Annotated in this window: 23 protein-coding genes and 1 pseudogene; 12 read left to right on the forward strand and 12 right to left on the reverse strand. The window is 71.5% G+C overall.

Features of this window, described 5'->3' with window-relative positions; all coding sequences use genetic code 11:
• The first annotated feature begins 5 nt into the window (after positions 1-5).
• Genes CLV67_RS26400 through CLV67_RS26420 form a run of 5 tightly spaced genes read left to right on the forward strand, consistent with a single transcriptional unit; the run spans position 6 to position 4,164 of the window.
• Complete coding sequence (locus CLV67_RS26400) at positions 6-704, forward strand: TetR/AcrR family transcriptional regulator (RefSeq protein ID WP_106322959.1); 699 nt, start codon at positions 6-8, stop codon at positions 702-704.
• On the forward strand, positions 691-999 hold the full coding sequence (locus tag CLV67_RS26405) for a DUF4873 domain-containing protein (RefSeq protein WP_106322960.1): 309 nt from the start codon (positions 691-693) through the stop codon (positions 997-999). The genes CLV67_RS26400 and CLV67_RS26405 overlap by 14 nt, the downstream gene beginning before the upstream one ends.
• The gene (locus CLV67_RS26410) at positions 992-2,452 is read left to right on the forward strand and encodes a flavin-containing monooxygenase (RefSeq protein WP_106322961.1); all 1,461 of its coding nucleotides are present in this window, start codon (positions 992-994) and stop codon (positions 2,450-2,452) included. The genes CLV67_RS26405 and CLV67_RS26410 overlap by 8 nt, the downstream gene beginning before the upstream one ends.
• Positions 2,453-3,328, forward strand: coding sequence for an SDR family NAD(P)-dependent oxidoreductase (locus tag CLV67_RS26415; RefSeq protein WP_106322962.1), 876 nt, complete (start codon positions 2,453-2,455; stop codon positions 3,326-3,328).
• Entirely contained in the window at positions 3,325-4,164 is an 840-nt protein-coding gene (locus CLV67_RS26420) for an alpha/beta fold hydrolase (RefSeq protein WP_106322963.1), read from the forward strand. Before CLV67_RS26415 ends, CLV67_RS26420 begins: the two co-directional genes overlap by 4 nt.
• Positions 4,165-4,230: 66 nt before the next feature.
• Here the strand turns inward: CLV67_RS26420 and CLV67_RS26425 are convergent, their stop codons facing one another.
• Together CLV67_RS26425 and CLV67_RS26430 are read right to left on the reverse strand one after the other, a co-directional pair.
• A complete protein-coding gene (locus CLV67_RS26425; protein ID WP_106322964.1) occupies positions 4,231-5,310 on the reverse strand; it encodes a hypothetical protein in 1,080 nt (359 codons plus the stop codon).
• Between the two features lie 265 nt (positions 5,311-5,575).
• Positions 5,576-6,760, reverse strand: coding sequence for a citrate synthase 2 (locus tag CLV67_RS26430; RefSeq protein ID WP_106322965.1), 1,185 nt, complete (start codon positions 6,758-6,760; stop codon positions 5,576-5,578).
• A gap of 67 nt (positions 6,761-6,827) precedes the next feature.
• On the opposite strand from CLV67_RS26430, the gene CLV67_RS26435 reads away from it, so the two are divergent.
• Complete coding sequence (locus tag CLV67_RS26435; protein ID WP_106322966.1) at positions 6,828-8,045, forward strand: citrate synthase; 1,218 nt, start codon at positions 6,828-6,830, stop codon at positions 8,043-8,045.
• 68 nt (positions 8,046-8,113) lie between these two features.
• On the opposite strand, the gene CLV67_RS26440 is transcribed toward CLV67_RS26435, so the two are convergent.
• Genes CLV67_RS26440 through CLV67_RS26460 form a run of 5 tightly spaced genes read right to left on the reverse strand, consistent with a single transcriptional unit; the run spans position 8,114 to position 12,713 of the window.
• Positions 8,114-9,238, reverse strand: coding sequence for a branched-chain amino acid ABC transporter permease (locus tag CLV67_RS26440; RefSeq protein WP_106322967.1), 1,125 nt, complete (start codon positions 9,236-9,238; stop codon positions 8,114-8,116).
• On the reverse strand, positions 9,235-10,101 hold the full coding sequence (locus CLV67_RS26445) for a branched-chain amino acid ABC transporter permease (RefSeq protein WP_106322968.1): 867 nt from the start codon (positions 10,099-10,101) through the stop codon (positions 9,235-9,237). The genes CLV67_RS26440 and CLV67_RS26445 overlap by 4 nt, the downstream gene beginning before the upstream one ends.
• Before the next feature lies 1 nt (position 10,102).
• Positions 10,103-10,807, reverse strand: coding sequence for an ABC transporter ATP-binding protein (locus CLV67_RS26450; protein ID WP_106322969.1), 705 nt, complete (start codon positions 10,805-10,807; stop codon positions 10,103-10,105).
• Positions 10,804-11,550, reverse strand: a complete 747-nt coding sequence (locus CLV67_RS26455; RefSeq protein ID WP_106322970.1) for an ABC transporter ATP-binding protein — start codon at positions 11,548-11,550, stop codon at positions 10,804-10,806. The genes CLV67_RS26450 and CLV67_RS26455 overlap by 4 nt, the downstream gene beginning before the upstream one ends.
• Positions 11,551-11,555: 5 nt before the next feature.
• Positions 11,556-12,713, reverse strand: coding sequence for a substrate-binding domain-containing protein (locus CLV67_RS26460; RefSeq protein WP_106322971.1), 1,158 nt, complete (start codon positions 12,711-12,713; stop codon positions 11,556-11,558).
• Between the two features lie 122 nt (positions 12,714-12,835).
• On the opposite strand from CLV67_RS26460, the gene CLV67_RS26465 reads away from it, so the two are divergent.
• Genes CLV67_RS26465 through CLV67_RS26475 form a run of 3 tightly spaced genes read left to right on the forward strand, consistent with a single transcriptional unit; the run spans position 12,836 to position 15,040 of the window.
• Positions 12,836-13,603, forward strand: a complete 768-nt coding sequence (locus CLV67_RS26465) for a 3-hydroxybutyrate dehydrogenase (RefSeq protein ID WP_106322972.1) — start codon at positions 12,836-12,838, stop codon at positions 13,601-13,603.
• 4 nt (positions 13,604-13,607) lie between these two features.
• Positions 13,608-14,414: an alpha/beta fold hydrolase gene (locus tag CLV67_RS26470; protein WP_106323218.1), complete on the forward strand. Its 807-nt coding sequence runs from the start codon at positions 13,608-13,610 to the stop codon at positions 14,412-14,414.
• Positions 14,411-15,040: a nitroreductase family protein gene (locus CLV67_RS26475; protein WP_106322973.1), complete on the forward strand. Its 630-nt coding sequence runs from the start codon at positions 14,411-14,413 to the stop codon at positions 15,038-15,040. Before CLV67_RS26470 ends, CLV67_RS26475 begins: the two co-directional genes overlap by 4 nt.
• Positions 15,041-15,508: 468 nt before the next feature.
• Here the strand turns inward: CLV67_RS26475 and CLV67_RS54580 are convergent.
• Positions 15,509-16,075: pseudogene (locus CLV67_RS54580) on the reverse strand (hypothetical protein); the annotation flags it as partial.
• 383 nt (positions 16,076-16,458) lie between these two features.
• Between CLV67_RS54580 and CLV67_RS26485 the strand changes: the two are divergent.
• Positions 16,459-17,496, forward strand: a complete 1,038-nt coding sequence (locus CLV67_RS26485) for a hypothetical protein (RefSeq protein ID WP_106322974.1) — start codon at positions 16,459-16,461, stop codon at positions 17,494-17,496.
• Between the two features lie 414 nt (positions 17,497-17,910).
• Here CLV67_RS26485 and CLV67_RS26490 read toward each other — a convergent pair whose 3' ends face one another.
• Positions 17,911-19,665 carry an ABC transporter ATP-binding protein gene (locus CLV67_RS26490; protein ID WP_203737280.1) on the reverse strand — a complete coding sequence of 585 codons (1,755 nt, stop codon included), beginning with the start codon at positions 19,663-19,665 and terminating at the stop codon, positions 17,911-17,913.
• Positions 19,666-19,826: 161 nt separating this feature from the next.
• Between CLV67_RS26490 and CLV67_RS26495 the strand changes: the two genes are divergently transcribed.
• Positions 19,827-20,237: a MarR family winged helix-turn-helix transcriptional regulator gene (locus CLV67_RS26495; RefSeq protein WP_373873168.1), complete on the forward strand. Its 411-nt coding sequence runs from the start codon at positions 19,827-19,829 to the stop codon at positions 20,235-20,237.
• Between the two features lie 86 nt (positions 20,238-20,323).
• Here CLV67_RS26495 and CLV67_RS26500 read toward each other — a convergent pair whose 3' ends face one another.
• Both CLV67_RS26500 and CLV67_RS26505 read right to left on the reverse strand, forming a co-directional pair.
• Positions 20,324-21,166, reverse strand: coding sequence for a tetratricopeptide repeat protein (locus CLV67_RS26500; protein ID WP_106322978.1), 843 nt, complete (start codon positions 21,164-21,166; stop codon positions 20,324-20,326).
• A gap of 76 nt (positions 21,167-21,242) precedes the next feature.
• Positions 21,243-21,728: a MarR family winged helix-turn-helix transcriptional regulator gene (locus CLV67_RS26505; protein ID WP_106322980.1), complete on the reverse strand. Its 486-nt coding sequence runs from the start codon at positions 21,726-21,728 to the stop codon at positions 21,243-21,245.
• 92 nt (positions 21,729-21,820) lie between these two features.
• On the opposite strand from CLV67_RS26505, the gene CLV67_RS26510 reads away from it, so the two are divergent.
• Positions 21,821-23,887 (forward strand): MMPL family transporter, encoded by a 2,067-nt coding sequence (locus CLV67_RS26510; RefSeq protein ID WP_106322982.1) that lies wholly within the window; start codon positions 21,821-21,823, stop codon positions 23,885-23,887.
• A 108-nt stretch (positions 23,888-23,995) separates the two neighbouring features.
• Here CLV67_RS26510 and CLV67_RS26515 read toward each other — a convergent pair whose 3' ends face one another.
• The gene (locus CLV67_RS26515) at positions 23,996-25,111 is read right to left on the reverse strand and encodes an LLM class flavin-dependent oxidoreductase (protein ID WP_106322984.1); all 1,116 of its coding nucleotides are present in this window, start codon (positions 25,109-25,111) and stop codon (positions 23,996-23,998) included.
• Positions 25,112-25,118: the final 7 nt, after the last annotated feature.

Raw genomic sequence — 25,118 nt, forward strand, 5'->3', positions numbered from 1 at the left:
GTACTATGAACTCCGCCACCCCACCCGTCAATCCCGGCAAGGACGGCCGCCGCGGCCGCTGGGACGGTCATCGAGAACAGCGCCGGGCGGAGTTGACCACCGCGGCGATCGAGGCGATCCGGCTGCACGGGCCGGACGTCGGCATGGAAGCCATCGCCGCGCACGCCGGCGTCAGCAAGCCGGTCCTGTACCGCTACTTCGCCGACAAGTCCGAGCTGTGGCTCGCCGTCGGCCAGCAGGCGGGCGCCACCCTGCTCGAGGCGATGGTCCCGGCGGTCGCGAACGTCCGGGAGGAACGTGCCGTCGTCGCCGCCGCCATCGACGTCTACCTGGCGCACATCGAGGCCGACCTCAACCTGTACCGGTTCGTCGTGCACCAGCCGGACATCGCCCGGCACCGCAACGTGGTCGCCGACGTGATGGACACCGTGGCCAGCGGCCTGGCCCGGATCTTCGGCGACCGGCTGCGGGCCCGCGGGCTCGACTCCGGCGCGGCACTGCCGTGGGCGTACGGCGTGGTCGGTTATGTCCAGTCGGTCGGTGACTGGTGGCTGCGCCAGCAGCAGCCGATCAGCCGGGAGGCGCTCGGCGACTACCTGACGACGTTTCTCTGGAGCGGCATCTCCGGCATGCGCCGCGCCGCCGACATCCCGGGCGGACTCGCGGCACACGAAGGGTGGGGAGAGACCAGTGAGCACCGATGAGGAGGAGTATCGGGGCCCGGCCACGTTGCAGCTCGACGACGGCCCGGTCCCGGTCGAGATCCGGATGTCCGCGCGCTTCGAGCCGATCGAGGGCCGGTTCCGCTGGGCCGGCCGCACCGGACCGCACGACATGCTGCGCGAACGCGTGGGCGCGGGCCTGCGGAAGGCGACGATCGTCGTGCCCGGCTCGCCGGAGACCACGGTCAAGCTGAGCGATCCGGACCCGTGGGGCGGCATCCGCATCTCCGGGACGGGCACCCCTCCCTGGTTCGCCGAAGGAGTCACCGGTGAGTGAGCAGCACTTCGACGTACTGATCATCGGCGCCGGACTGTCCGGGATCGGTGCCGCCTGGCGACTGCGGAAGCAGCGCCCGCGGGACACCTACGCCGTCCTCGAGGCGCGCGACGCCATCGGTGGCACCTGGGACCTGTTCCGCTACCCGGGTGTCCGCTCCGACTCGGACATGTTCACACTGAGCTACCCGTTCCGGCCGTGGCGTGAGCCCGAGGCGCTCGCCTCCGGGGACAAGATCCGCCGGTACATCGAGGAGACCGCGGCCGAGGCCGGCATCACCCGGCACATCCGCTTCGGCACCCGCGTGGTGAGCGCCGACTGGTCCTCCGAGGACGCCCGGTGGACCGTCCACACCGCCGACGGCACAACGCTGACCTGCTCCTTCCTCTACGGGTGCTCGGGCTACTACCGTTACGACGAGGGCCACCGGCCGGACTTCGCCGGGCTCGGCGACTTCACCGGGCGGCTCGTCCACCCGCAGTTCTGGCCGGACGATCTGGACTGGACCGGCAAGCGCGTCGTCGTCATCGGCAGTGGCGCCACCGCTGTCACGCTGGTCCCGGCCATGGCCGCCGGCGCGGCACACGTCACGATGCTGCAGCGCTCCCCCACGTACGTCACTCCCCTGCCGGATCGCGACCTGATCGCCGACGTCGCCCGCCGCGTCCTCCCGCCGAAGGCGGCGAACCGGGTGGCCCGGGCCAAGAACATCCTGCTCACCCAGGGCTTCTATCAGCTGGCGAAACGTCGCCCTAAGCTGGTCCGCCGGGCGCTGCGCGGCGTCGCCGTTCACTTCCTCAAGAATCCGGCGTACGTGGACGAGCACTTCAATCCACGCTACGACCCCTGGGACCAGCGGCTCTGCGTCATCCCGTCCGGGGATCTGTACAGGGTCATCACCGACGGCCGCGCCTCGGTCGTCACCGACCACATCGACACGTTCGTGCGAGAGGGCATCCGCCTGAGGTCGGGCACCGTCCTCGACGCCGACGTGGTCGTCTCGGCGACCGGCCTGTCCCTGCTGCCGCTCGGCGGCGTGCATCTGAGCGTCGACGGCGAGCGGGTCGACGTCGGCCGGTCGGCGTCCTACCGCGGCCTGATGCTCGGCGGCGTGCCGAACTTCGCGTACTGCATCGGTTACGTCAACGCGTCGTGGACGCTGCGCGCCGACCTGTCCCACCGCTACGTGCTGAGACTGCTCGACCACATGGAACGTCACGGATACGCGTCCGCGGCGCCGACGGGTCCCACCGGCACCGGGCGCCCGCTGCTCGACCTCTCGTCCGGATACGTGCAGCGCGCGCTCGACATCTTCCCGCGTCAGGGCGACCGCGACCCGTGGATCGTCCGGCAGAACTACCTGCGCGACGTGCTCACCACACCGCGCGCCGACGTCACCCGCGACATGGAGTTCACCCGCCGTCCCGCCCTTCGCAGCACAGAGGTGGTCTGAATGACCCGACTTCCCGAGTACCGGTTCGCCGGCCGCACCGCCGTCCTCACCGGCGCGGCCAGCGGCATCGGCGAGCACGTCGCCTACGGCCTGGCCCACCTCGGCAGCGACCTGGTCCTGGTCGACGTCGACTCCGAGCGCCTCGAAACGGTCGGCCGGCGCATCCGTACCGCCCATCCCGGTCTGACCGTGCAGACCCTCGTCGCCGACCTGTCCGACCGCTCCGCCGTGGAGGACGTCGCCGCACGGGTGCTGGCCGGGCACCCGGCGATCGGCCTGCTCGTCAACAACGCCGGCATCGCGCTCGGCGGGCGGTTCGACCAGGTGTCGATCGACCAGTTCGAGCGGGTCATGAACGTGAACTTCCGCGCGCCGATGCTGCTCACCCACGCCCTGCTGCCGGCGCTGACCGCCACGCCGGGCGGGCACCTGGTCAACGTGTCGAGCCTGTTCGGTCTGATCGCGCCGCCGGGGCAGAGCGCCTACTGTGCCAGCAAGTTCGCTCTGCGCGGGCTCAGCGAGTCGCTGCGCGGCGAGCTGATCGACAACGGCGTCGGCGTGACCACGGTGCACCCGGGCGGCATCAAGACCCGGATCGCCGAGTCCGCGCTGGTCGGCGTACACGTACCGGAAGAGGAGATCGAACCCAGCCGCAGACTCTTCGCCGCGCTGCTCAGCTATCCCCCGCAGAAGGCAGCGGCTCAGATCCTGCGGGCCGTCGCGAAGCGAAAGGCCCGGCTGCTCATCGCGACCAGCGCCAAGGCGCCCGACCTTCTGGCCCGGCTCCTGCCGGTGGGCCACGCCGGAATCGTCCGCGCGGCCACCGTCGCCACCACCCGCGGCGGCGCGCGTCCGGCTGAGGCGGAGATCAGATGACCTTCCTTGATGTACGGGGTACGCGCGTCCGTTTCCACGAAAGCGGCGATCCGGACGCCCCGCCGGTGCTGCTGCTGCACGGCATCGGCCGCAGCCTGGAGGACTGGGCGCTGCAGCACCCGCTGCTCGACGGCGACTACCGGGTGATCAGCGTCGACATGCCCGGCTTCGGGCTGTCCCGGCGGATGCCGGCGCCCACCACGCTGGCCGTACTCGCCGACGGGGTGTGGGCGACGCTCGACGCGATCGGCGAGACCCGGCCCGTGCACCTGATGGGCAACTCGCTCGGCGGCGCCGTGGCGATGACGATGCTCGCCGCCGCGCCCGACCGGGTGTCCACGTTGACGCTCGCCAACAGCGCGGGCTTCGGCAAGGAGGTGACGATCGCGTTGCGGCTGCTGGCCGTACCCGGTCTCGGCCGCCAGATGCTGCGCCGCGTCGACAGGATCACCGCGCCCCGGATGGAGCGGATGATCTTCGCCGACCGTGCCCTGGTCACTCCCGAGCGCATCGAGATGGCCATCAGGATCGCCCGGCAGCCCGACTTCGCGCCCGTCTACCTGGAGATCGCCAAGCAGCTCGGCGGGCTCCGCGGTGTCGCCGCCGCCTGGCGGACCGAGCTCCTGGCCGGTCTGGCCGCCTCCACCAAGCCCACCATGCTCGTCTGGGGCGACCGCGACCTCATCCTGCCCAGCAAGCACCTCGCCGCGGCGCGGGCCGCGTTCCCGCACGCGCAGTCGCACCTGTTCGCCCGTACCGGCCACATGCCACAGATCGAACGACCGGACGAGTTCGCCGGGCTGGTGCGCCCGATGCTGGCCCAGGTGTCCGTCTGAAAACGTCACCGAGGGGGCACGGTCCGGGCGGCGTCTGTCAGACACCGCCCGGACCGCTCCGCGGCCTTACGCGGCGGCCCGGCGGATGGTGACCTCGCTGCGGGCGACGTACGTGGGCAGGCTGTCCCGCGTCGCCCCGGCGTGCAGGGTCGCGGCGGTCGCGGAGTCGACGACGACGGTCGTGAACTCGAACGTGTCGTCACCCCCGCCGGCCAGGCCGGCCGAGCCGCAGACGAATGCCCGCTGGCCACGGCAGGCACCCTCGACCTGGTAGGAGCCGGTGGCGCCCTGCCGCGAGAGCAGCCACACCTGGTACCCCTCGGGCATGTCGACGGTTCCGCTGACACTGACGGGACCGCTGACGGTCGCGCCGCCGCCGGGCTCGCCGATACTGATCGACGCCGCCTTCTCCGTCAGTCCGCTCCGAGCCCGAGTCCCGGCGCCCGTCCGGGTGGCGGTGCGGGCCGTGGCACGTTTCGCGGGCCGGGCGCTCTGGCCGGGCAGTACGCGTGTGCGGCGGGCGGTCGCGGACGGTTCCGGAGCCGCCGATCCGTTCCGGCCGGCCCGCACCGGCATACGGGTGTCCGGCACCAGGCGCGGTCCGGCCACGCTCGCCCGCGCGTACGGGGCGAGGCCGCCCTGCTTCGCGGCCGCTGACGGCCCGGCGGCGGACGCCTGGGCCGGGACGGCCGGCGGCGAGCGGAACTCAGCGGACCCCGAGGACTGGCCGGTCGTCGAGACCACGACCACTCCGAGGCCGGCCGCCGCGACGGCCAGCCCCAGGAACAGCGCTTTCCGGCGTGGACGGCTGGAGCCGACCGGTGACCGGGTCGCCGTCACCACCCGGATCGCCGTGGACGCCGTGCGCAGGCCCGCGGCGGTGATCCGGTGCCGCGAGGTCGTGGCCCGGAGGTCCAGCAGGGCGGCTTTGACGTCCAGGGCCGCGGGGTCGGGAAGTCTGCCGCGCAGCCCTGACCGGCCCGGTTTACCGGGAAGCCCTGACCGGCCCGGCTTGCCGGGCAGCCGCGCCTGGTCCGGTTTGCCGGGCAGGTCCCCACGCGGCCGTGTCCCCCGCTCCGGCCGGACCGTACCGGCCGGCCTCTTGTGGGGGCTGTCGGGTTCGGATCCCCGGGTCGTGACAACCATCGAACGCCTTCCGCATGATCGACAGGCCGCGGGTCTTCCGCCGGCCGGGGCGCCGTGCTCGGCGCGCATCCGACCCGATAACCCGGCGAGCTCCGATTTGGATGCGGTTGTCCGTAGTGTCCGAATGTGGCATGCCTCTCGCCGCACCCGAGCCGATCTTGCATGGGACAGCGGATCATGTACTCCCGCGGCCGGCCGGCGTACCGGCACTACGGACGATGCGGCCCCCGGCCGGGAGGCAGCGGGTCCGTTTCGCCACCCGCGATCAGGCAGACCGCGGTGCGCGATCGCGGATCCCGGCCCAGCCGGGAACCTCGTGCGCGTCACGGGCGGGCGGGCCCACGTAGTCTGCGGACGGGCGGATGATCTTGCCGAGACGCTTCTGCTCCAGGATGTGGGCGCTCCAGCCGGCCGTCCGCGCACAGGTGAACATGGAGGCGAACATCTCCGCGGGAACACCCGCGAAGTCCAGGATCACCGCCGCCCAGAACTCGACGTTGGTCTCCAGAACCCGGTCCGGCTTACGTTCCCGCAGTTCGGCGAGGGCGGCGAGCTCCAGTTCGCGGGCCACCTCGTAGCGGGGAGCGCCCAGCTCGCGGGCGGCATCGCGCAGAATCCGGGCCCGCGGGTCCTCGGCACGGTAGACAGCGTGCCCGAAGCCCATGAGCCGCTGCCCGCTGTCGAGCACCTGCCGTACGTAACGCCGGGCCTCGATCCCGGTCTCGACCGCCTCGATCATGCCGAGCGCCCGGGCCGGCGCCCCGCCGTGCAACGGCCCCGACAGCGCCGCGATCGCCGCCGACATGCAGGCCGGAGCGTCGGCGCCGGTGCTGGCGACGACCCGGCCGGTGAACGTGGAGGCGTTCATACCGTGCTCGGCCGCGCAGATCCAGTAGCGGTCGATGGCGGCGACATGCCGGGGGTCGGGCTCACCCTGCCAGGCGATCATGAACCGCTCGGTCGCCGTCCGTCCCGCGTCGATCAACCGCTGCGGGACGGCGGCGGGCCCCGCCCCGGGTGCCGCCACGGGGGCGCCCGGCCCGATCACCAGCGAGTACCGGGATGCCGGCGGGAAGGCGCCGCGAGCAGCCGCGGCGACGTACGACAGGACCGCGGCCGACGTCCGTGCCAGGTCGTCGCGGGCCTGGGCGTCCGGGATGTCGATCAGCTGGCCGAGTCCCCAGCGCGGTGCCAGCAACGCGACCGCGGCCTGTACGTCGGCGCGGATGTCGCCGGAACCGTCCACCGGCGGCAGCGCCTCGGCCGGCGGCAGCCCACGGGTGACGTCGCCGTCGACGAGCAGCCCCCACACGTCGCCGAACGACGCCGTCCCGGCAAGCGAATCGATGTCGACGCCGCGATAGCGCAGCGCCCCGCCGTCCCGGTCGGGCTCGGCGATCTCGGTGTCGAATGCGACGACACCGGCAAGGCCTGGATTGACTGTCAACATGCTCTCAATGTGGATAGCGGACATGTTGATGTCAATGTTGATCCAGTCAACATGAGAGGATGCCGACATGCCTGGGCAACCGCTGCTGACGACCGAGGAAGTCGCTACTCTGCTGGGGGTCAAACCCGCCACCGTGTACGCCTACGTCAGCCGTGGCCTGCTCACCAGCCGGCGCAACGGCAGCGGTAAGCAGAGTCTCTTCGTCAAGGCCGACGTCGACGCGTTCCTGGCCGGCCGCAAGCGTGTCACCACGCCCGAGATCCAGACCGGCATCACGCTGATCAAGGACGGTCACCTGTACTACCGGTGGCGTCACGCTCCGACTCTGGCCCGCACCGTCTCCTTCGAGGCCGTCGCCGAACTGCTCTGGACCGGCGCACTCAGGGAGCCCGGCCGCCCGGGTGACGATGAGCGGTCCTTGAGCGGCGAGCCGGACGGGATCGGCTTCCCCGGCAACGACAAGCTGCGCAGACTCGCCGTTGCCGTCACCGCGCCGCTGCCGGACAGCGCCCGGCTCACCGACCGGCTCCGGGTGATCGTCGCGGCCGCGGCGGCCGCCGACCCGCTTCGCTTCGACACGACGGCCACCGCGGTCGTCGCCACCGGCCGGCAGTTGATCGCCACGATGGTTCAGGCGTTGCCGACGCGCTCGGGCGGACTGCCGCTGCGGCAGATGTCGCTCGCCGAGCAGCTGTGGCTCCGGCTGACCGCCGATCCGCCCACCGAGTCCGGGTTGCGTGCGCTCAACGCGGCCCTCGTGCTGCTGGCCGACCATGATCTCGCCGCTTCGACGCTGGCCGCGCGGGTCGCCGCCTCCACCCGGGCTCACCCGTACGCGGTGGTCAGCGCCGGACTGGCCGCGCTCGACGGGCCGTTGCACGGTGCGGCGAGCTCGCTGTCGTACGCCATGTTGAAGGAAGCCGTCAGCGGCTCCGATCCTCTGACCGCCGTCTCGGCAGGGCTGCGGTCCGGTGGGCCGGTCCCCGGCTTCGGTCATCCGTTGTACCCGGACGGCGACCCGCGGGCGACCGCCCTTTTCGAGCTGATCGAAGACGGTCCGGTGCGGCGGACCGCGCTGGAACTGGCCGACATCATGCAGACCCGCTCCGGCAACGCCGCCAACATCGACCTGGCACTCGCCGCACTCACTCTGAGTCACCACATGCCGCCCGACGCCGGGGAGGCGGTCTTCGCGGTGGCTCGCACGGCCGGCTGGCTGGCCCACGCGCTGGAGGAGTACAGCGAGCGTCCGAGCCGATTCCGCCCGACCGGCAACCCTCGGTGACGTGAGCACGAACACCAGGGGTTGCCCGTCGGGCGCGTGGAGGCAGGCCCTCGAGGAGGACGGAAGCGTCAGTCCCGGCGGGGACGAAGTGCCCGCCGCAGCGGCTCCAGCCGGGCGCCCAGGCCGGTGAGGCCGCCCGGCACGAAGTACACCGCCAGGATGAACAGGGTGCCGAGCACGAACAGCGGCTCCGCGAAGGGCCCCGGCAGCGTGCCGCCGAGCCGGGCCAGCCGCTGGTCGAGGTAGGCGTAGAGGATGCCGCCGAAGACGGCCCCCCACCGCGTGCCGGCGCCGCCGAGCACCGCCATCACGATCAGCGACAGGGTCAGCTCCGAGGACGCCACGTGCGGCGAGGCACCGCCGACCACCAGTGCATAGGTCACCCCTCCCAAGCCTGCCAGGCCTCCGGCCAGGACGAAGACCAGGAGCTTCAGCCGGTACGGGGAAAGCCCGAGCACCGCGATCCGGCGTTCGTCGTCACGCAGACCGGTGAGGGTCCGGCCCAGTGGTGAGCGGTCGACGGTGTGCACGACCAGGACCACGACGGTCAGGAACGCGAGCGCGAGCCAGTACAGGTTGACGGTGTTGGACACCCCGACGAGGAATCCGGGAAGTCCGGCGCTGGCCAGCGGCAGTCCCTCCTCGCCGCCGGTCAGGCCGCCCGGATCACGGCTGATCACGATGTGCCCCACCTGGGCGAAGGCGAGCGTCACCATCGAGAAGGCGATGCCGGAGGTCCGCAGCGCCACCGATCCGAGCAGGAGGGCCAGCAGCGCGGCGGCGAGCACGGTGACCAGCGCCGCCCGCCACAGCGGCCAGCCGTAGTGGCTGACGAGGATGTCGACGCCGTAGGCGCCGGCCGCGATGTAGAGGGCATGGCCGAACGAGAGCAGCCCGGACCGTCCGAACAGCAGGTCGTAGCCGAGCGCGAGCCCGCCGAACACCAGGCACAGCGCGAGCAGTTGCAGGGTGCCCGGGGAGTTGAGCGGCCCGTCGAACAGCCCGGGGATGTCGAGCGTCGACCACGGCAGGCTCGCCGCGATGACGAGCAGGAGCAGCGGTGTCAACCGCCGCCGGAGCTGACCGGCCGCGCTCGGAGAGGGAGTCGCCCTCGAGGGGACGGAGCCGGAAGCAGGGGCCTCGGGCAGGATGGCAGCGGGGGCGGCCGGAGGCACGGAGGGTTGTGTTGTCATGCGGTCGCCACCTTTCCGGCGAGGCCGGTCGGACGCAGCAGCAGGACGGCGGCGAGCAGGACGACCACGCTCACGTCCCCGGCGCCGGCCGTGCCGTAGTAGTTGACGAACTGCTGGAGCAGGCCGACCGCGACGGCGGCGCCGGCCGCCCCGGCGACCGAGCCAAGGCCGCCGATGACCACCACGATGAACGCGAAGATCAGCAGCGAGGCGCCCTGGCCGGGAGAGATGGCGCTGAAGTACATGCCGCCGAGGATCCCGGCGAGCCCGGCCAGGGCGCCGCCGATCGCGAAGACCAGCGTGAAAGCGTTGCGCACGTCGATGCCGAGCGCGCTGACCATGGCCCGGTTCTCGACGCCGGCCCGGATGATCAGGCCGTAGCGGGTGTACCGCAGGAACGCGAGCAGCCCGAGCAGGACGACCACGGCCGCACCGATCAGCAGGAACCGGTCGGCGGGCACCTGGGCTCCGGCGATGCCGATCACCTCGGACGCCCAGGCCGGCCGGGGGAAGACCCGCGCGTCGGCGCCCCAGACGGACTGCAGCAGCGCCACCCCGGCCAGCGACAGGCCGACGGTGACCAGCACCTGTTCGGTGTGCCGGGTGTACAGCGGCCGGATCAGCACCAGCTCGACGAGCGCGCCGGTGGCGGCGGCCGCGGCCACGCCGAGCAGGATCGCCGGCAGCAGGCCCCAGCTGCCGACGACCGACCAGGTGACGTAGGCGCCGATGGACAGGAACAGTCCGTGGGCGAAGTTGAGCACCCCGGCCAGGCCGAAGACCAGGGACAACCCGGAGGCGATCAGGAAGTAGAGAGCCGCCAGCCCGAGCCCGGTGAGGGTCAGCAGGACCACGGTGGACATGTCAGTGCCTCCCGGCGGTGGATCCGACACCGAGCAGCGACCTGGTCGCGCCGGCGTCTCCGAGCAGGTCCGCGGCGCGGCCCTGCCAGACGGTACGTCCGGCTTCGAGCACCACGGCGTCGGTGGCGAGCCGTCGGACGACCGCGAGGTTCTGTTCGACGAGCAGGACGGGCACGCACTCGGCGACCCGTTCCAGCACGACCGCGACGTTCGTGACGACGGCCGGAGCCAGGCCCTTGGTGGGTTCGTCGACGAGCAGCAGCCGGTTGGGGTTGAGCAGCACCCGCGCGATGGACACCATCTGCTGCTGCCCGCCGGAGAGGGTGCCGGCCCGTTGCGCGGCCCGCTGTTTCAGCTCCGGGAACAGCTCGTGCACCAGGTCGTAGTCGGGATCGGGGACGCGTTCGGCGAGGCGCAGGTTCTCGGCGACGGTCAGCCCGGCGAACACGCACCGGTCCTCGGGCACATAGGCGAGCCCGTCCCGGACGAGTTTGTGGGTGGCACGGCCCAGCACCGGCGTGCCGTCGTACTCGACCGAGCCGGTCGCCGGTACCTCGCCCAGCACGGCACGCAGGGTCGTGGTCTTGCCGACGCCGTTGCGGCCGAGCAGCGCGGTCACCCCGGTGGCGGCGACGTCGAAGCTGACGCCCTGCAGGATGTGCGACCCGCCGAGCCGCACAGAAAGGTCCTCGATACGCAGGATCACAGCTGCTCCCCCAGGTACGCCTCCTGCACGAACGCGTCGGCCATCACCGCGCCCGGTGTGTCACACGCGAGCAGTGCGCCGTGGTGCAGGACGGCGACCCGGTCGGCCACGTCCAGCACCACGTCCATGTGGTGTTCCACCATGAGCACGCTGCGTCCGCCGGCGGCGGTCAGGCCGCGGATCACCGACACGAGCGCCGGCACCTCCTCGGCGCTGACCCCGGCCATCGGCTCGTCGAGCAGCAGCACGCGCGGTTCCCCGGCCAGCAGCAACGCGATCTCCAGCTTCCGCTTCTCACCGTGCGCGAGCGAACCCGCCAGGCTCGCGGCGCGCTCGCTCAGCCGTACATCGGCAAGGATCTGATCGGCCCGGACCGCGATGTCGCGATCGCGACGGCGACGCCACGCCCTGGTCGCGCCGCCCCGGCGGGCCTGCACCGCCAGGGCGACGTTCTCGGCGACGGTCAGCGAGCCGAAGACCGCCGAGGTCTGGAAGGTACGGCCGAGGCCGAGCCGGGCGCGGCGGTGCGGGGCGAGCCCGGTGACGTCGGTGCCGTCCAGCAGGATCCGTCCCGCGCTGGGCCGGCGCAGGCCGCTGATCAGGTTGAACAGCGAGGTCTTGCCGGCGCCGTTGGGGCCGATCAGGGCCATGAACTCGCCCGGTTCGAGGTGCAGCGTGACGTCGTCGACGATCGGCACGGCACCGATCCGCCAGGTCACGCCGTCGACCGCGACGGTCGGCATGGTGCTCAACCCTTCATCGTCGCGGCCGGCGGGGTGGCGTCCTCGGCGGTGACGGTGCCGGCCGCGCTGACCGCGTCGGCGCCGGTGAGTTTCGCCTGGAACATCGGCTGCAGCAGGGCGTGGTCCTCGGGCCTGATGGTGAGCTTGCCCTTGACCGAGTCGAAGCTGTGTCCCTCGAGCGCGGCGACCATCTTGTCGACGTCGTCGGGGCTGGTCTGCAGCGCGTGCACGATCATCTGCGCGGCAGCGAACCCGTCGGGGTGGAACAGGTCGGTCTTGCCGCTCGGCACCCCGGCCTTCAGCGCCTGGTAGGCGGCGTTGTCGGCGGCCCCGTCGAAGTAGTGGGCGAGCAGGTTGAGCTTGGTGCCGCCCGCGCCGAACCCGGCCCACGAGGCGCGGATGTCGAGGCCGGTGACGACCTTCGTCGAGGAGAGCACGCCCTGCTGGTCGAGGGCCTGCCACATCGCTCCGGCCGTGGTGCCGGCCCACGCCACGAACACCAGGTCGGGCGCCGCCGACTTGATCTGGCTGGCGAACGGGGTGAAATCGGTCGCGGTGGCCGGCACGGCGATGCTGGTGACGGTCGCTCCGGCGCCGCCGAGGACGGCGGTGACCGCGTCCACGTTCGACTTGCCGAACGCCGAGTCGGGGGCGAAGACCAGGACCTTCTTACCATCACCGAGGTACGACTTCGCGGTGAGCACATCCTGGTACGACTGCCGGCCGGACCGGAACGTGTACTTGTTGGCGCCGGTGATCGCGTCGGACGCGGCCGGCCCGGACACGAACAGCACCTTGTTCTCGGCGGCGAGCGGCGCGACCTGCAGGGCGACACCCGACGAGGTCGACCCGCCGAGCACCTTGTAGCCCTTGCCGATCAGATCCTTCGCGGCGGCGACCGCCTTGACCGGGTCACCGGCGTCGTCGGCGTACGTGACCTCGACGGCCCGGTCGCCGATCTTGCCGCTGCCGCCGGTCGCGTACGACAGCCCGGCCTTGAAACCCTCCGCGTACTGGGCCCCGTACGTGGCCAGCGGGCCGGACTGGGAGTAGACGATGCCGACGCGGATCGCGCCGTCGGTGGTGGCGGCCTGCGGGCTGCCGCAGGCGGACGTCAAAAGTGCGACCGCGGCGAGAGCGGCGGGAATACGCGAGTACTTCATGCGGCCACACGCTAGAAACACTGTTGCAGCAAAACCACCGGCGTCGATCACATGGGATGCGATCCGGTTGTGTGGGCCGGACACATACCAGCAGCGGGCGAGTGGCCCGTACGTTTCCGGCCATGACGACGGCACAGGTGGTCGACCTGGATCTGACGGGCCGGACCGCGCTGGTGACGGGCGCCGGCAGCGGTATCGGGCGCGCATGCGCCGAACGGCTGGCCGCGGCCGGTGCCCACGTGGTGGTGGTGGACATCGACGAGCGGGCCGCGAAGGAGGTGGCCGACGCGACCGGCGGCCGCGCGATAGCCGCCGACCTGTCCGACCTCGACGCGGTGGACGCGTTGCCGTCCGAGGTGGACGTGCTGGTCAACAACGCGGGCCTGCAGGTGGTGGCGCCGCTGACCGAGTTCCCGGCGGACAAGTACACGCTCATCCAGAAGGTGATGGCCGAGGCGCCGTTCCGGCTCATCAGGCTGGTGCTTCCCCACATGTACGAACGGGGCTGGGGCCGGATCGTCAACATATCCTCGGTGCACGGGCTGGTCGCGTCGCCGTTCAAGGCGGCCTACGTGAGCGCCAAGCACGCCGTGCAGGGCCTGTCCAAGGTGACCGCCCTGGAGGGCGCGACCCACGGGGTCACGTCGAACTGCATCAACCCCGGTTTCGTACGGACACCGCTGGTCGACAAGCAGATCGCCGACCAGGCCGCGGTGCACGGCATCGCCGAGTCCGAGGTGATCTCCAAGATCCTGCTGGACCGGGCCGCGATCAAGGAACTCGTCGAGCCGGCCGAGGTGGCCGAGCTGCTCGCCTACCTGTGCTCGCCACCGGCACGGCTGATCACCGGGGCCTCCCTGACCATCGACTGCGGATGGACGGCACACTGACGTGATGCTGGAGATCGACATCCCGGTGGCGGGTGGATCGCTGCGGGCGCTGAGCTGGCCCGGCGACGGTCCGGTCGTGATCGCGGCGCACGGCATCACCGCGAACGCCCTGGCCTGGGCCGGCGTGGCGGCGGCGCTGCGCGGACGCGTACACCTCGTGGCACCTGATCTGCGCGGACGTGCCGGGAGCGCGCATCTGCCGGGCCCGTTCGGCATGGCCGCGCACGCCGGCGACATCCTCGCCGTCGCTCGACACTTCGCCACCGGAAGTCCGATTCTGGTCGGGCACTCGATGGGTGCCTTCGTGGTCGCCGCCACGGCCGCCAGGCACCCCGGCCAGGTCGGGCCGGTACTGATGGTCGACGGCGGTGTGGCGCTTCCGGTACCGCCCGGCTTCGACGTCGACGCGGTGCTGCACGCGGTGATCGGACCCGCGATGGCACGGCTGTCGATGACGTTCGACTCCGCCGGGGAGTACATCGCCTACTTCCGGAAGAACCCGGCGCTCGACCGTTATTGGTCACCCATGCTGGAGGCCTACATTCTGCGCGACTTCACCGGCACGGGCTCGTCCTGCAACATCGACGCGATCCGCGGCGACGCCACCGACATGCTGACCGACCCCCCTCCCGCGCTGTTTCCGCTGCTCTGGGCGCCGCGCGGCCTGATGGACGAGGAGCCCGGCCTCTACCGTGCCGAACAGCTCACCGGCGTCGACGCCGAACTGGTCCCCGACGTGAACCACTACACGATCCTGGACGGGACGGGAGCCGCCCGGGTCGCCGAACGGATCGTTAGTCTCGCTTCATGACCACCGAGCTCTCCCTGATGGAGGCGCTGCACTCCACGCCGGCGCGCCGCTACCTGTCCACCGAGCCGATCGCCGACGACGTGATCCGCGACATCCTGGACGCCGCGATCCGGGGCCCGTCCGCCGGCAACGGCCAGTTCTGGGCCTGGATCGTGGTGCGCGACCCGGACACCAAGAAGCAGATCGCCGGCTGGTACCGCGAGGGCTGGGAGCGCCACTACGGCTCCCGCCGCGAGCAGATCCTCGGCGCGCCCGACGGCGGCCCGATGAGCAAGGCCAGCTTCCTGGCCGCCGACCACCTGGCCAACCACCTCGAAGAGGCTCCCGTCTGGATCTTCCCGGTCATGCTGGGCGCCGCGAAATCGACGAACCCGCGGCTCGGCTCGTCGATCTACGGCGCGGTCCAGCAGCTGATCCTCGCGGCGCGTGCGCACGGCCTCGGCGCCACCCTCACGACCCTGCACATCGGCCACGAGGAGGACGTCCGCAAGCTGCTCGGCCTGCCCGACGACGCCCTCACCATGGCGCTGATCCCACTCGGCCATCCGGCGAAGGGCCGCTGGTCCCAGCCGAAGCGCCGCCCCCTCGACGAGGTCGTCCACTTCGAGAAATTCACCACCGACTGATCCGGTACGGCGGAAGTGCGGTCACCAGAAATCCAGGCTGTAGTCGAGCCAGTCCGGGCTCTCGTGACCGCCGCCGCCCGCACAGCGTCCGCGGCGCCCGTCCTCGTGCCCGGCGTACCAGAGTCCCTGGCATTTCCGGCACTGCATCCAGCTGCGCTGCCGCTTGCGCACCTTGTCGGCCTTCGGTAGCACGTAGTCTCCACTGCCGTCCCTGACGTGCCCGCTGCCGGCCGGGCAGCTGCCGGAGTCGACGCCGTTGTACCAGAGCCCGTCACACCGGTGGCACCAGCGCCAGGCCCTCTGGCCGACCGCCTTCGGGCCGTAGGTCAGCCCGTAGTTCCCGCTGCCGTGGCGGACGTGCGCACCGCCGGCCGGGCACTTCCCGCCGTCTCCGCTCGGCGCCCACCAGAGGCCCTGACAGCGGTTGCACCACCGCCACCCGCGCTGCGTCGCGACGCCGGTGGTCCGCAGGCTCCACTGATCCAGCGTTTCGCCGCGCAGCACGCTCAGCATCAGTTCCTTGTTGGCCCGGTCGGTGACCTTGTTGCGGGATTCGCTGAGGTGGATGTGCCACAGGTGCTTGTCGTTGTCCTTCGGAACGGCTTTGCGGTTGTGGCGGAAGTCCCAGCCGTCCGCGATCTGGTCCACGGTGTCGGCCTGGCCGTAGAACTCGCGCCAGCCGTCCAGCCGGGGATCGAACGGATCCTTCCCGGCGGCCAGCAGCCGCCGGGCGAATTTGGCGATGGTCTTGTAGTCCCTGCGCTGGGCGTCCGGGAACGTCCAGTCGTAGGCCGCCGCCTTGTCCGACGGGCCGCCCTTGTCCGGTGGCTCGACCACCGAGTAGTCGTCGGGCGGGAGTGCCTTCCGGGTGTTGTGGTAGCCCTCTTTCCGGTCGAAGATGCCGCCGTTGCGGCTTCCGGGCGAGCGAGCGAGCAGCTGTTCCATCAGCCACCAGGAAGCATCGGTGATTTGTGCCGGACTCGGATTCTTCGCCATGGTGGACATCCCCGTGGATCGTGCCCCGCCGGTCGGAGCCGGATGTCTTCAGGCTGGACGGGGACACGAGATCGAAGCCATCAAATGTCGCCTTGCGGACCTGCCGAGTATTGACCGACTCCAGTCTAAGGCAGGGACCGGCGCCCGGTCACTCGGTCGATCGACCCCTGTCGAGCTGCGGAGACGCTGCCTAATGTGGCTCCTCGCCGGTTCGTGACGACCGACCCCGGGAGGTCCCGCTGTACGACAACCATCCGGCCCGCGCCCGCATTCGTGGCCTGGCCCGCAATCCGAGGATCCCCGCCGACCTGCTGGCCCGGCTGGCCGGCGAGTGGCCGGAGGAGGCCGTACGAGTCATTCCCTATCGCAAGGAGTGGACCGGCGACCAGTTCACGGCGCTGGCCCGGCACTCCCTCACCGAGGTGCGGGCGGCGCTGGCCGAGGCGCTGTACATCACCGCCGAACAGCGGGCGGTTCTCGTCGAGGACCCCGATCTGACGGTGCTGAGGGTCCTGGCCGAGGGGCCGGACTACTTCTTCGTCTGGTCGTTCAGGCCCGAGCCGACACCGCTGCCCGACTGGGCCTACGGGCGGCTGTACGACCGGTCGCCGAAACTTGCGCGCCAGCTGACGTTCAACCCGTTCGTGCCGGTGGAACTGCAGCAACGCCTGGGTGTCGATACGTCGGCGGCCGACGAGAAGCCGCCGGTGAGCCGGGCGGAGGCCGAGGAGCAGGCCGCGAGCGACAACGAGTGGACGCGGTCCTGCGCCGCCGCCGAACCGGCGCTGTCCGCCGCGACCGTGGCCCGGCTCGCGACCGACCCGTCCCCGCAGGTCAGGCTGGCCGTGTCGATGCGCCCCGAACTCAGCGAGGAGCAGCGCGCCGCCATCGAGTACCACGTCGGCCCCGAGGACCGCATCACGCCGGCCCGGTGGGCGGTCGAGACCCGGGATCCGGGCGAGCAGAACCGCTGCGCGCGCTCGGCCCACATCGGCCTGCGCCGCAGCGTGGCCTGCAACCGGGACCTGTCCGCCGATCTGGTCGCGCTGCTGGCCGGGGACGACGACCTCGCGGTCCGCCTCCTGCTCTGCGAACGTCACCTCGACGTTCCTCCGGACACGGTGATCAACACGTTTCTGGAGGCCACGACCATGACCCGTGGCCGGCTCCTGCAGCATCCCAGCCTGCTGCGCGGCGGACTGGCCCGGCTCGCCGATCATCCGGATCCGCAGATCCGTGCCGTGGCGCTCCGGCACCCGGACGCCACGCCGGAACTCGTCGAACGGCTCAGCCACGACCCGGAGTCGCTGGTACGTGACAGGACCGCCGAGGATCCGAGGTTGTCGCTCGACCGTCTGCTGGAACTCTTCGAGGACCCCGCGACCACCGGCATCGCCGCCGCCAATCCGAACCTGCCGCTCCCCCTGATGCACCGCATCCTGGACGACGCCACCGGCTAGACACCTTTCGCACTCGGGGTTCCCGGCCCGTCAGTCGCGTCCGTCTGAGCCGTGGTGGCGCTCGGTCGGCTGATGGCGGGCTTTACCGTCGTGGGCTCCGGGCTCGCGGGGTCGGTTACCGCCGCGACCCGGTGCTGGACGATCAACTACGGCCGTTTTCGGAGCCGGGCTCCGGGATATCGCTGCCTCCGGCCCGGTAAAGGGTTCGCCGCCCACGGCTGGGCGATCAGGCGGTCTGGGGAAGGGTTCACCGGCCACGGCTGGGCGATCAACAGCCCGGGGAAGGGTTCGCCGCCCATGGCTGGGCGATCAGGCGGTCGGGGGAAGGGTTCACCGGGCACGGCTGGGCGATCAGGTGGCCCGGGACAGGACTGTCCCCACCAGCCCCAAACAGACCCTGACCGTAAAAGGTGTCTAGTGCCCAATACTGGCCAGGGCCGCGTACCGGCCCTCGGCCCGTAGCAGGGCGTCGTGCGTGCCGGACTCGAGGATGCGGCCGTGATCGATCACCGCGATCTGGTCGGCGTCGCGGACCGTCGACAGGCGGTGTGCGATGGTCACCGTGGTCCGGCCGCGCGACAGCTCGTCGAAGGCGCGCTGCACCGCGCGCTCGGTCTCGTTGTCCAGCGCGCTGGTCGCCTCGTCCAGCACCAGGATTCGCGGGTCGCGCAGCAGGGTGCGGGCGATGGCGATGCGCTGCTTCTCACCGCCGGAGAAGCGGTGGCCGCGCGAGCCGACCATGGTGTCGTAGCCGTCGGGCAGCGCCGAGATCAGGTCGTGGATCTGGGCGGCGCGGGCGGCCCGCTCGATGTCGGCGTCGGTGGCGTCCGGTTTCGCATACCGCAGGTTCTCGCGGATCGTGGTGTGCAGCAGGTAGGTCTCCTGGCTGACGACGCCGACGATGCCGGCCAGGTCGTCGAGGGCCAGGTCGCGCAGGTCGACGCCGTCGATCGTCACGCGGCCCGAGGACGGGTCGTGCAGGCGGGCGATCAGGCCGGCGATGGTGCTCTTGCCGGAGCCGGTCTCGCCGACGAGCGCGAGTGACGTTCCCGCCGGGACGTCCAGACTCACACCGGCCAGGGCGGCCGTCGTGCTTCCCCCGTACACGAAGGTGATGTCCTCGAATTTCAGATGCCCCCGCACGGAGTCGAGCCGGACCGGTGTCGCGGGTTCGCCGATCTCGATCGGCAGGTCGAGGTACTCGAAGATGCGGTGGAACAGTGCGAGCGACGCGGTGAGCGTGACGCCGACGTCGAGCAGGCTCATCAGCGGCCGGAACAGGCCCGCCTGCAGGCCGGTGAACGCCACCAGCGTGCCGATGCTCATCGCGCCGGCCGCGAACGGCAGGCCCGCGGCCAGGTAGATGGCGGCCGGGATGACCGCGAAGACGACGTTCATGGTGGCCATGCGCCAGCGGCCGGCCAGCTCGGAGCGCAGCTCCAGGTCGATGAGGCGGGCCGAGGACTCGGTGAACCGGGCGGTCAGCGCGCCGCCGGCGCCCATGGTCTTGGCGAGCTGGACGCCGCTGATCGACAGGCCCTCGTCGATGATCACGTTGAGGTCGGCGAGCTCGCGCTGCCGCTGCGCGGTGATGGCCTGGCGCATCCGGGCGACCCGCCGCGTCCAGTAGATCGCCGGGGGCAGCGCGACCAGCGACACGAGCGTCAGCTGCCAGGACAGCGCGGTCATCGCGACGAGCGTGGCGACGACGGTGGTCAGGTTGGCGGCGAGGGACGTGGCGGTCGAGGTGACGACCTGCTGCATGCCGCCGATGTCGTTGGTGATGCGCGACTGCACCTCGCCGGTGCGGGTACGGGTGAAGAACCCGACGGACTGCCGCTGCAGGTGCGCGAACACCCTCGTGCGGAGCCTGTGCATGACGCGCTGGCCGACCGTGGTGGAGATCCAGGTCTGCACGACGCCGAGCGCGGAGGTGGCCGCCGCGATGCCGACCATGCCGGCGACCAGGAGGATCAGGAGCCGCAGGTCGGACTGCGGAAGTGCGACGTCGATGATCTCGCGCAGCAGGAACGGCGAGCCCATCGAGATGACGGACGAGAGGACTATGACGGCCACGACGACGGCGAGTCGCCGCCGGTGTCCGACGAACAGCGCGCCGATCCGGCGCAGCGGGACGGCGCGGGCCTGCGCCTTCTCCGCGGGGGTCAGGGTGCGTGCCGCGCCGCGGCCTTTGCTTTCTGCCAAGAGCGATCCTTGTCTGTACGGCTACGCGCTCGCGTGTCTCGTCGGTGCGATCCACGGGCGCCCGGGATAAAGCTGAGGTTACCTCAACATGAGGTTACAACGGTAGCCGCTGTTAGATTGTTCCCGTGGAGGAGACCCTGGCCGAGGCGTTCTGGGCGGTGACCCGTCGCCTGCGCCTGCACACCCGCAACGCCCTGCAGCCGTGGAACGTCTCACCCTCACAGTCCCGCGCGCTGGGCGTGCTCTCCCGTCACGGCGAGATGCGGCTCAGCGCCGTGGCCGAGCACCTGCACATCGCACCCCGCTCGGCCACCGAGGTGATCGACGACCTGCAGCGACGCAACCTGGTCGAGCGCCGCCCGGACCCGTCCGACCGGCGGGCCACCCTGGTCGCGCTGACCGCGGACGGCGTCACGACGGCACGCGCCATCGACGAGGCCCGCGCCGCCGAGGCCGAGCGCCTGTTCGCCGCCCTCGACCCGGCCGACCGCACGGAACTGGCCCGCATCCTGCGCCGCCTCCGCGACCCGAACTGACGCGGGGTTCAGCCGGCCCGCTTCCTCGGCCGGCCGGGCGGCTCCTCAGACGACAGGCAGCTCCTGAGACGAACCAGGCCGCTTCCTCAGCCGGCCGGGCGCGCCAGGGTCGAGACGCAGCCGGCGGTTCCGGCGGCGAGCAGCAGCGTGAAGTACAGGCTGGACGGCGCGACCAGCAGCCCGGTCGCCTCGAGAACGCCGACCCCGGCGAGCGCCGCGAGGAACCACACGAGCGCCACCCGGGCCACGTGCCCGAGCGCGTCCCGACCTGCCCCGGTCCGCCGCCGGGCACTCTGACCGGGGTGGATGCGCAGCGACTCGGCGAAGTCGTCGGCTGCCAGCGCCAGTGACGCCGCGTCGATCGCCGTACTCATCGCCTTGTCGAAGGTCTTGAGCATGGCCCGAGCTCCGGCGTGACCGAAGTCGATCGCCAGCGCCCGGCCGAGAGCCTCCCGCGCGCTGAGCGGACGGCCGATCGCGAACAGCGCCTTGCCGAACGTGACCTGCAGATCCGCGTCGTACCCGGCCAGGTCGGCGACACACCGCAGCCCCTCGGCCGCGTCGGTCGGCAGCCCGGCGGCGAGCTGTGCCTCGGCGAGCCGGTTGTGCAGACGCGGGTTGCCCGGGTCCTCCCGGCAGGCGGCGGCCGCGGCCGCGATGGCCTCGGCGTGGTCGGCGAGCCGCGACCGGGCGTGGCTGAGCCAGAACAGCGACTCGGCGTCGTACGGGTCGAGGTGCCAGGCGGCCTGCGCGGCGAGCAGAGCACCGGTCAGATCGTCGAGGTCGAGCCGGGCACGGGCCATCCGGTGCCAGGCGCCGACGTTCTCGGGCTCGCGCCCGACGAAGGGCGCGAGCAGGCGCTCGGCATTGTGGGCACGGCCGCGGGCGAGCAGGGCATCGGCCTCGGCGAGTAGGGGCTCGGTTCGCACGCCGCCTCAGATCGGCAGCCACCCGCCCCGCTTGCGAGACCCTGCCGGTGCACGTCCGTTGCAACCCGGCCGCGTGTCAGTGACCTCGGAGTTCGTCGCGGTAGGAGATCAGCGCGCCGTTCATGCCCTGCAGGAACTTCTCGATCACCTGGAGCTCGTCGACGCCGAACTGGGCCATCACCTCGTCGGTGCGCGGGGCCAGCGGCGCGAAAAACGACAGGGCGAGGGCCATCCCGGCGTCGGCGTAGCGCAGGTGCACGACCCGGCGGTCGGCGCTCTCCCGGCTCCGGCGCAGGTGGCCGCCGCGTTCGAGGCGGTCGATCAGCGCCGTCGTCGCCCCGGATGTCAGGCCGATCGCCTCGCCGAGTTTGCCGGGTGTCAGCGGCGTTCCCCGGCGTTCGGCGTGCATGACGGCCAACAGTGCGTGCATGTCGGTCGCGTGCAGGCGGTGCTGACCGGCGAAGGCGTGCCCGATGTGCTGCGCCTCGCTGCTGTACGTGTTCAACAGGTCGACGAGTTCCCTGCGTAACCGCGTCCGTTCCGCAGTCTCGTTCACTTCCACGGGGGTAAGTGTTGCAGATTCAAGCCCAGTGGTGAACAATCTCGATTGTAAAGATTCTCAGTCTTGAAGACTTGCTCTAGGGGGCACCTGCAATGAGAAGGGCATGGGCGACGCTCCTCCTGGCCCTGCTGCTCGGCGGACTCGTGTTCGGCTTCGCCGGGACGACCGAGACCGACAACGACCCGACGTCCTCGCTGCCGTCCTCGGCGGAGTCGACGCGGGTCGCCGAGCTGCAGAAGCAGCTGCCGTCCGGGCGGACCAACCCGGCGCTGATCGTCGTCGCCAAGGGCGGGCAGCCACTCACGGACGCCGACCTGGTCACGGTCAAGGATCTCGGGCAGCCGATCCTCTCCGACGACCGCAAGGCCGCGCTGGTGACCGTGGTCCTGCCGGCCACCGGTGACGCCGACGCCACCATCGAGGCCGTCAAGGACCTGCGCGCCAAGGTCTCGACGGACCTGCCGCCCGGCGTGACGGCGCAGGTCACCGGCGGTGCCGGGTTCAGCGCCGACCTGTCGAACAGCTTCAGCGGCGCCAACACGAAGCTGCTGATCGTCACGGTCGTGGTCGTCACGATCCTGCTGCTGGTGACCTACCGCAGCCCGATCCTTTGGGTCGTGCCGCTGTTCGTCGTCGGGTTCGCCGACCAGCTCGCCGCCAAGGTGATCGCGCTGCTGTCGCAGCACACCGACCTGGCCGTGAACGGCTCGACCACCGGCATCGTCACGGTGCTGGTCTTCGGCGCCGGCACCGACTACGCGCTGCTGCTGATCTCCCGTTACCGCGAGGAGCTGCACAGGTACGAGAGCCGGTTCGAGGCCATGGCCAAGGCTCTGCGCGGCGCGGGTCCGGCCATCGCGGCGAGCGCCGGCACGGTCATCCTGGCCCTGCTGACGTTGATCCTGGCCAGCCTCAAGAGCAACGTGGCGCTGGGTGTCACGGCGGCTGCCGGTGTCGCCATCGCCGCCGTGTTCGCGCTGCTCGTGCTGCCGGCCGCGCTGGTGATCTGCGGCCGCGGCCTGTTCTGGCCGTTCATCCCGCGGGTCGGCCAGGCCGGTCCGGAGGACGGCAAGGGCCTCTGGGCCAAGGTCGGTCGCGGCGTGGTCCGCCGCCCGGTCGCCGTGACGCTCGTGTCGGCGATCGTCCTCGGGCTGCTCTCGCTCGGCGGGCTCGGCACCAAGGTCGGCCTGTCGCAGGCCGAGCAGTTCCGGGTCGAGGCCGAGTCGGTGCAAGGCCTGGAGACGCTGAGCAGGTACTTCCCGGCCGGCGCGGCCGGTCCGGCGGTCATCCTGACCGAGCCCGCCAAGGCCGGGCAGGTGCTGGCCACCGTCTCCGGCACCGAGGGTGTCGCCCAGGCCCGGGTCGCCGAGCAGACCGCCTCCCAGGTCAGCATCAGCGCCGTGCTGCAGGCCGCCCCGGACACCGCCGAGGCGTTCCAGACGATCCGTGACCTGCGGGCGAACCTGGACGGCGAGGCGCTGGTCGGCGGCACGGTGGCGACCGCCCTGGACACCCGGGACGCGGCCCGGCGCGACCTGGCCGTCATCGTCCCGGTGATCCTGGCCGTGGTGTTCCTGGTGCTGGTCGCGCTGCTGCGGGCGATCGTGGCGCCGGTGCTGCTGATGGTCACCGTGGTGGTGAGCTTCGTGGCGTCGCTGGGCGCGGGCTCGTGGCTGTTCCGGAACGTGTTCGACTACCCGGCGCTGGACAACTCGGTGCCGCTGTTCTCGTTCCTGTTCCTGGTGGCGCTCGGTGTCGACTACAACATCTTCCTGGTCACCCGGGCCAAGGAGGAGGCGGCGACGCGCGGCACGAAGGACGGCATGGTGCATGCGCTGGCCATGACGGGCGCGGTCATCACCAGCGCGGGCATCCTGCTCGCGGCGGTGTTCGCGGTGCTCGGCGTGCTTCCGGTGGTCACCCTGACCCAGATCGGCGTCATCGTCGGCATCGGTGTTCTTCTGGACACGCTGCTCGTACGCACCGTATTGGTCCCCGCCCTGGCCACCCTCACGGGTGACCGCTTCTGGTGGCCCGGCCGCCCGCAGGGCGTCGCGCCACCCGCCGACGGCGACGCGGACAAGGCCCGGTCACGGCCCGACTGGGACGAAGTGAACCGCGCGAAGATCGCCGAACAGGCCGGGGACACGAACCGGTAAGGCTTCACTCACCGCCAGGGATGCCGGGTGGCCCGCGGGCCACCCGGCATCGCCATGTGAGGCCGCGGAAGCCGGCAGGGGAGGCGCGAACGCGCGGCGCGGCGGGTGTCAGCGGGTCAGGGGCATGCCCGCGAACGGGATGGCGGCGGGCGCCGGGCCGGTGTCGCCGGCCGGGTGCCGCCAGACGCCGCGGCGGCGCAGCTCGGGCAGCACGCCCTCACCGAACCGGTACGCCTCCTCCAGGTGCGGGTAGCCGGAGAGGATGAACTCGTCGATGCCGAGCGCCGCGTACTCCTGAATCCGGTCGGCGACCTCGCTGTGGCTGCCGACCAGCGCGGTTCCGGCGCCGCCGCGGACCAGGCCGACCCCGGCCCACAGGTTCGGTGACACGACCAGGCCGTCGCGGTCGCCGCCGTGCAGGTCACGCATCCGCTGCTGGCCCACCGACTCGCTGCGTGCCAGGCCCGCCTGCACGGCCTCGACGTCGGCCGGCGACACGTTGCGCAGCAGCCGCCCGGTCTCGGCCCAGGCCTCCTCGGCGGTGTCGCGGGTGATCACGTGCAGGCGGATGCCGAACCGCATGTCGGGCTTGAGCGTGCGGATCCAGGCCAGCTTCTCGGCCACCTGGGCGGGCGGCTCGCCCCAGGTCAGGTAGACGTCGGCGTGCGCCGCGGCGACCGGGCCGGCCGCTTTCGACGATCCACCGAAGTAGATGGCCGGCCGGATCTGAGGGGTACGGGCCAGACGAGCCTCCTCGACGTGGATGTGCGCACCCTCGTACGACATCGTCTGTCCCCGCAGCAACCCGTTGACCACCGTGAGGAATTCGCCGGTCCGCGCGTAGCGCGAGTCCTTGTCGAGGAAGTCACCGAACTGGCGCTGCTCGTGCGACTCGCCCCCGGTGACCACGTTGAGCAGCAGCCGGTTGCCGGAGAGCCGCTGGAACGTGGAGGCCATCTGCGCCGCGAGCGTCGGCGAGATGAGGCCGGGCCGGAACGCGACCAGGAACTTGAGCCGCTCGGTGACCTCGGTGAGCATCGCGGTGGACAACCAGGCGTCCTCGCACCAGGCACCGGTGGGGGTGAGCGCGCCGACGAAGCCGAGCTGCTCGGCGCTGCGGGCGATCTGCCCGAGGTAGCCGATCGTCAGGGGCCGCACGCCCTCGGCGGTGGCCACGATGTCGCGGCTGTCGCCGTTGGTGGGGAGGAACCAGTGGAAGTCCATGCGGCCC

This window comes from Actinoplanes italicus (assembly GCF_003001815.1).
GTDB classification, from domain to species: domain Bacteria; phylum Actinomycetota; class Actinomycetes; order Mycobacteriales; family Micromonosporaceae; genus Actinoplanes; species Actinoplanes italicus.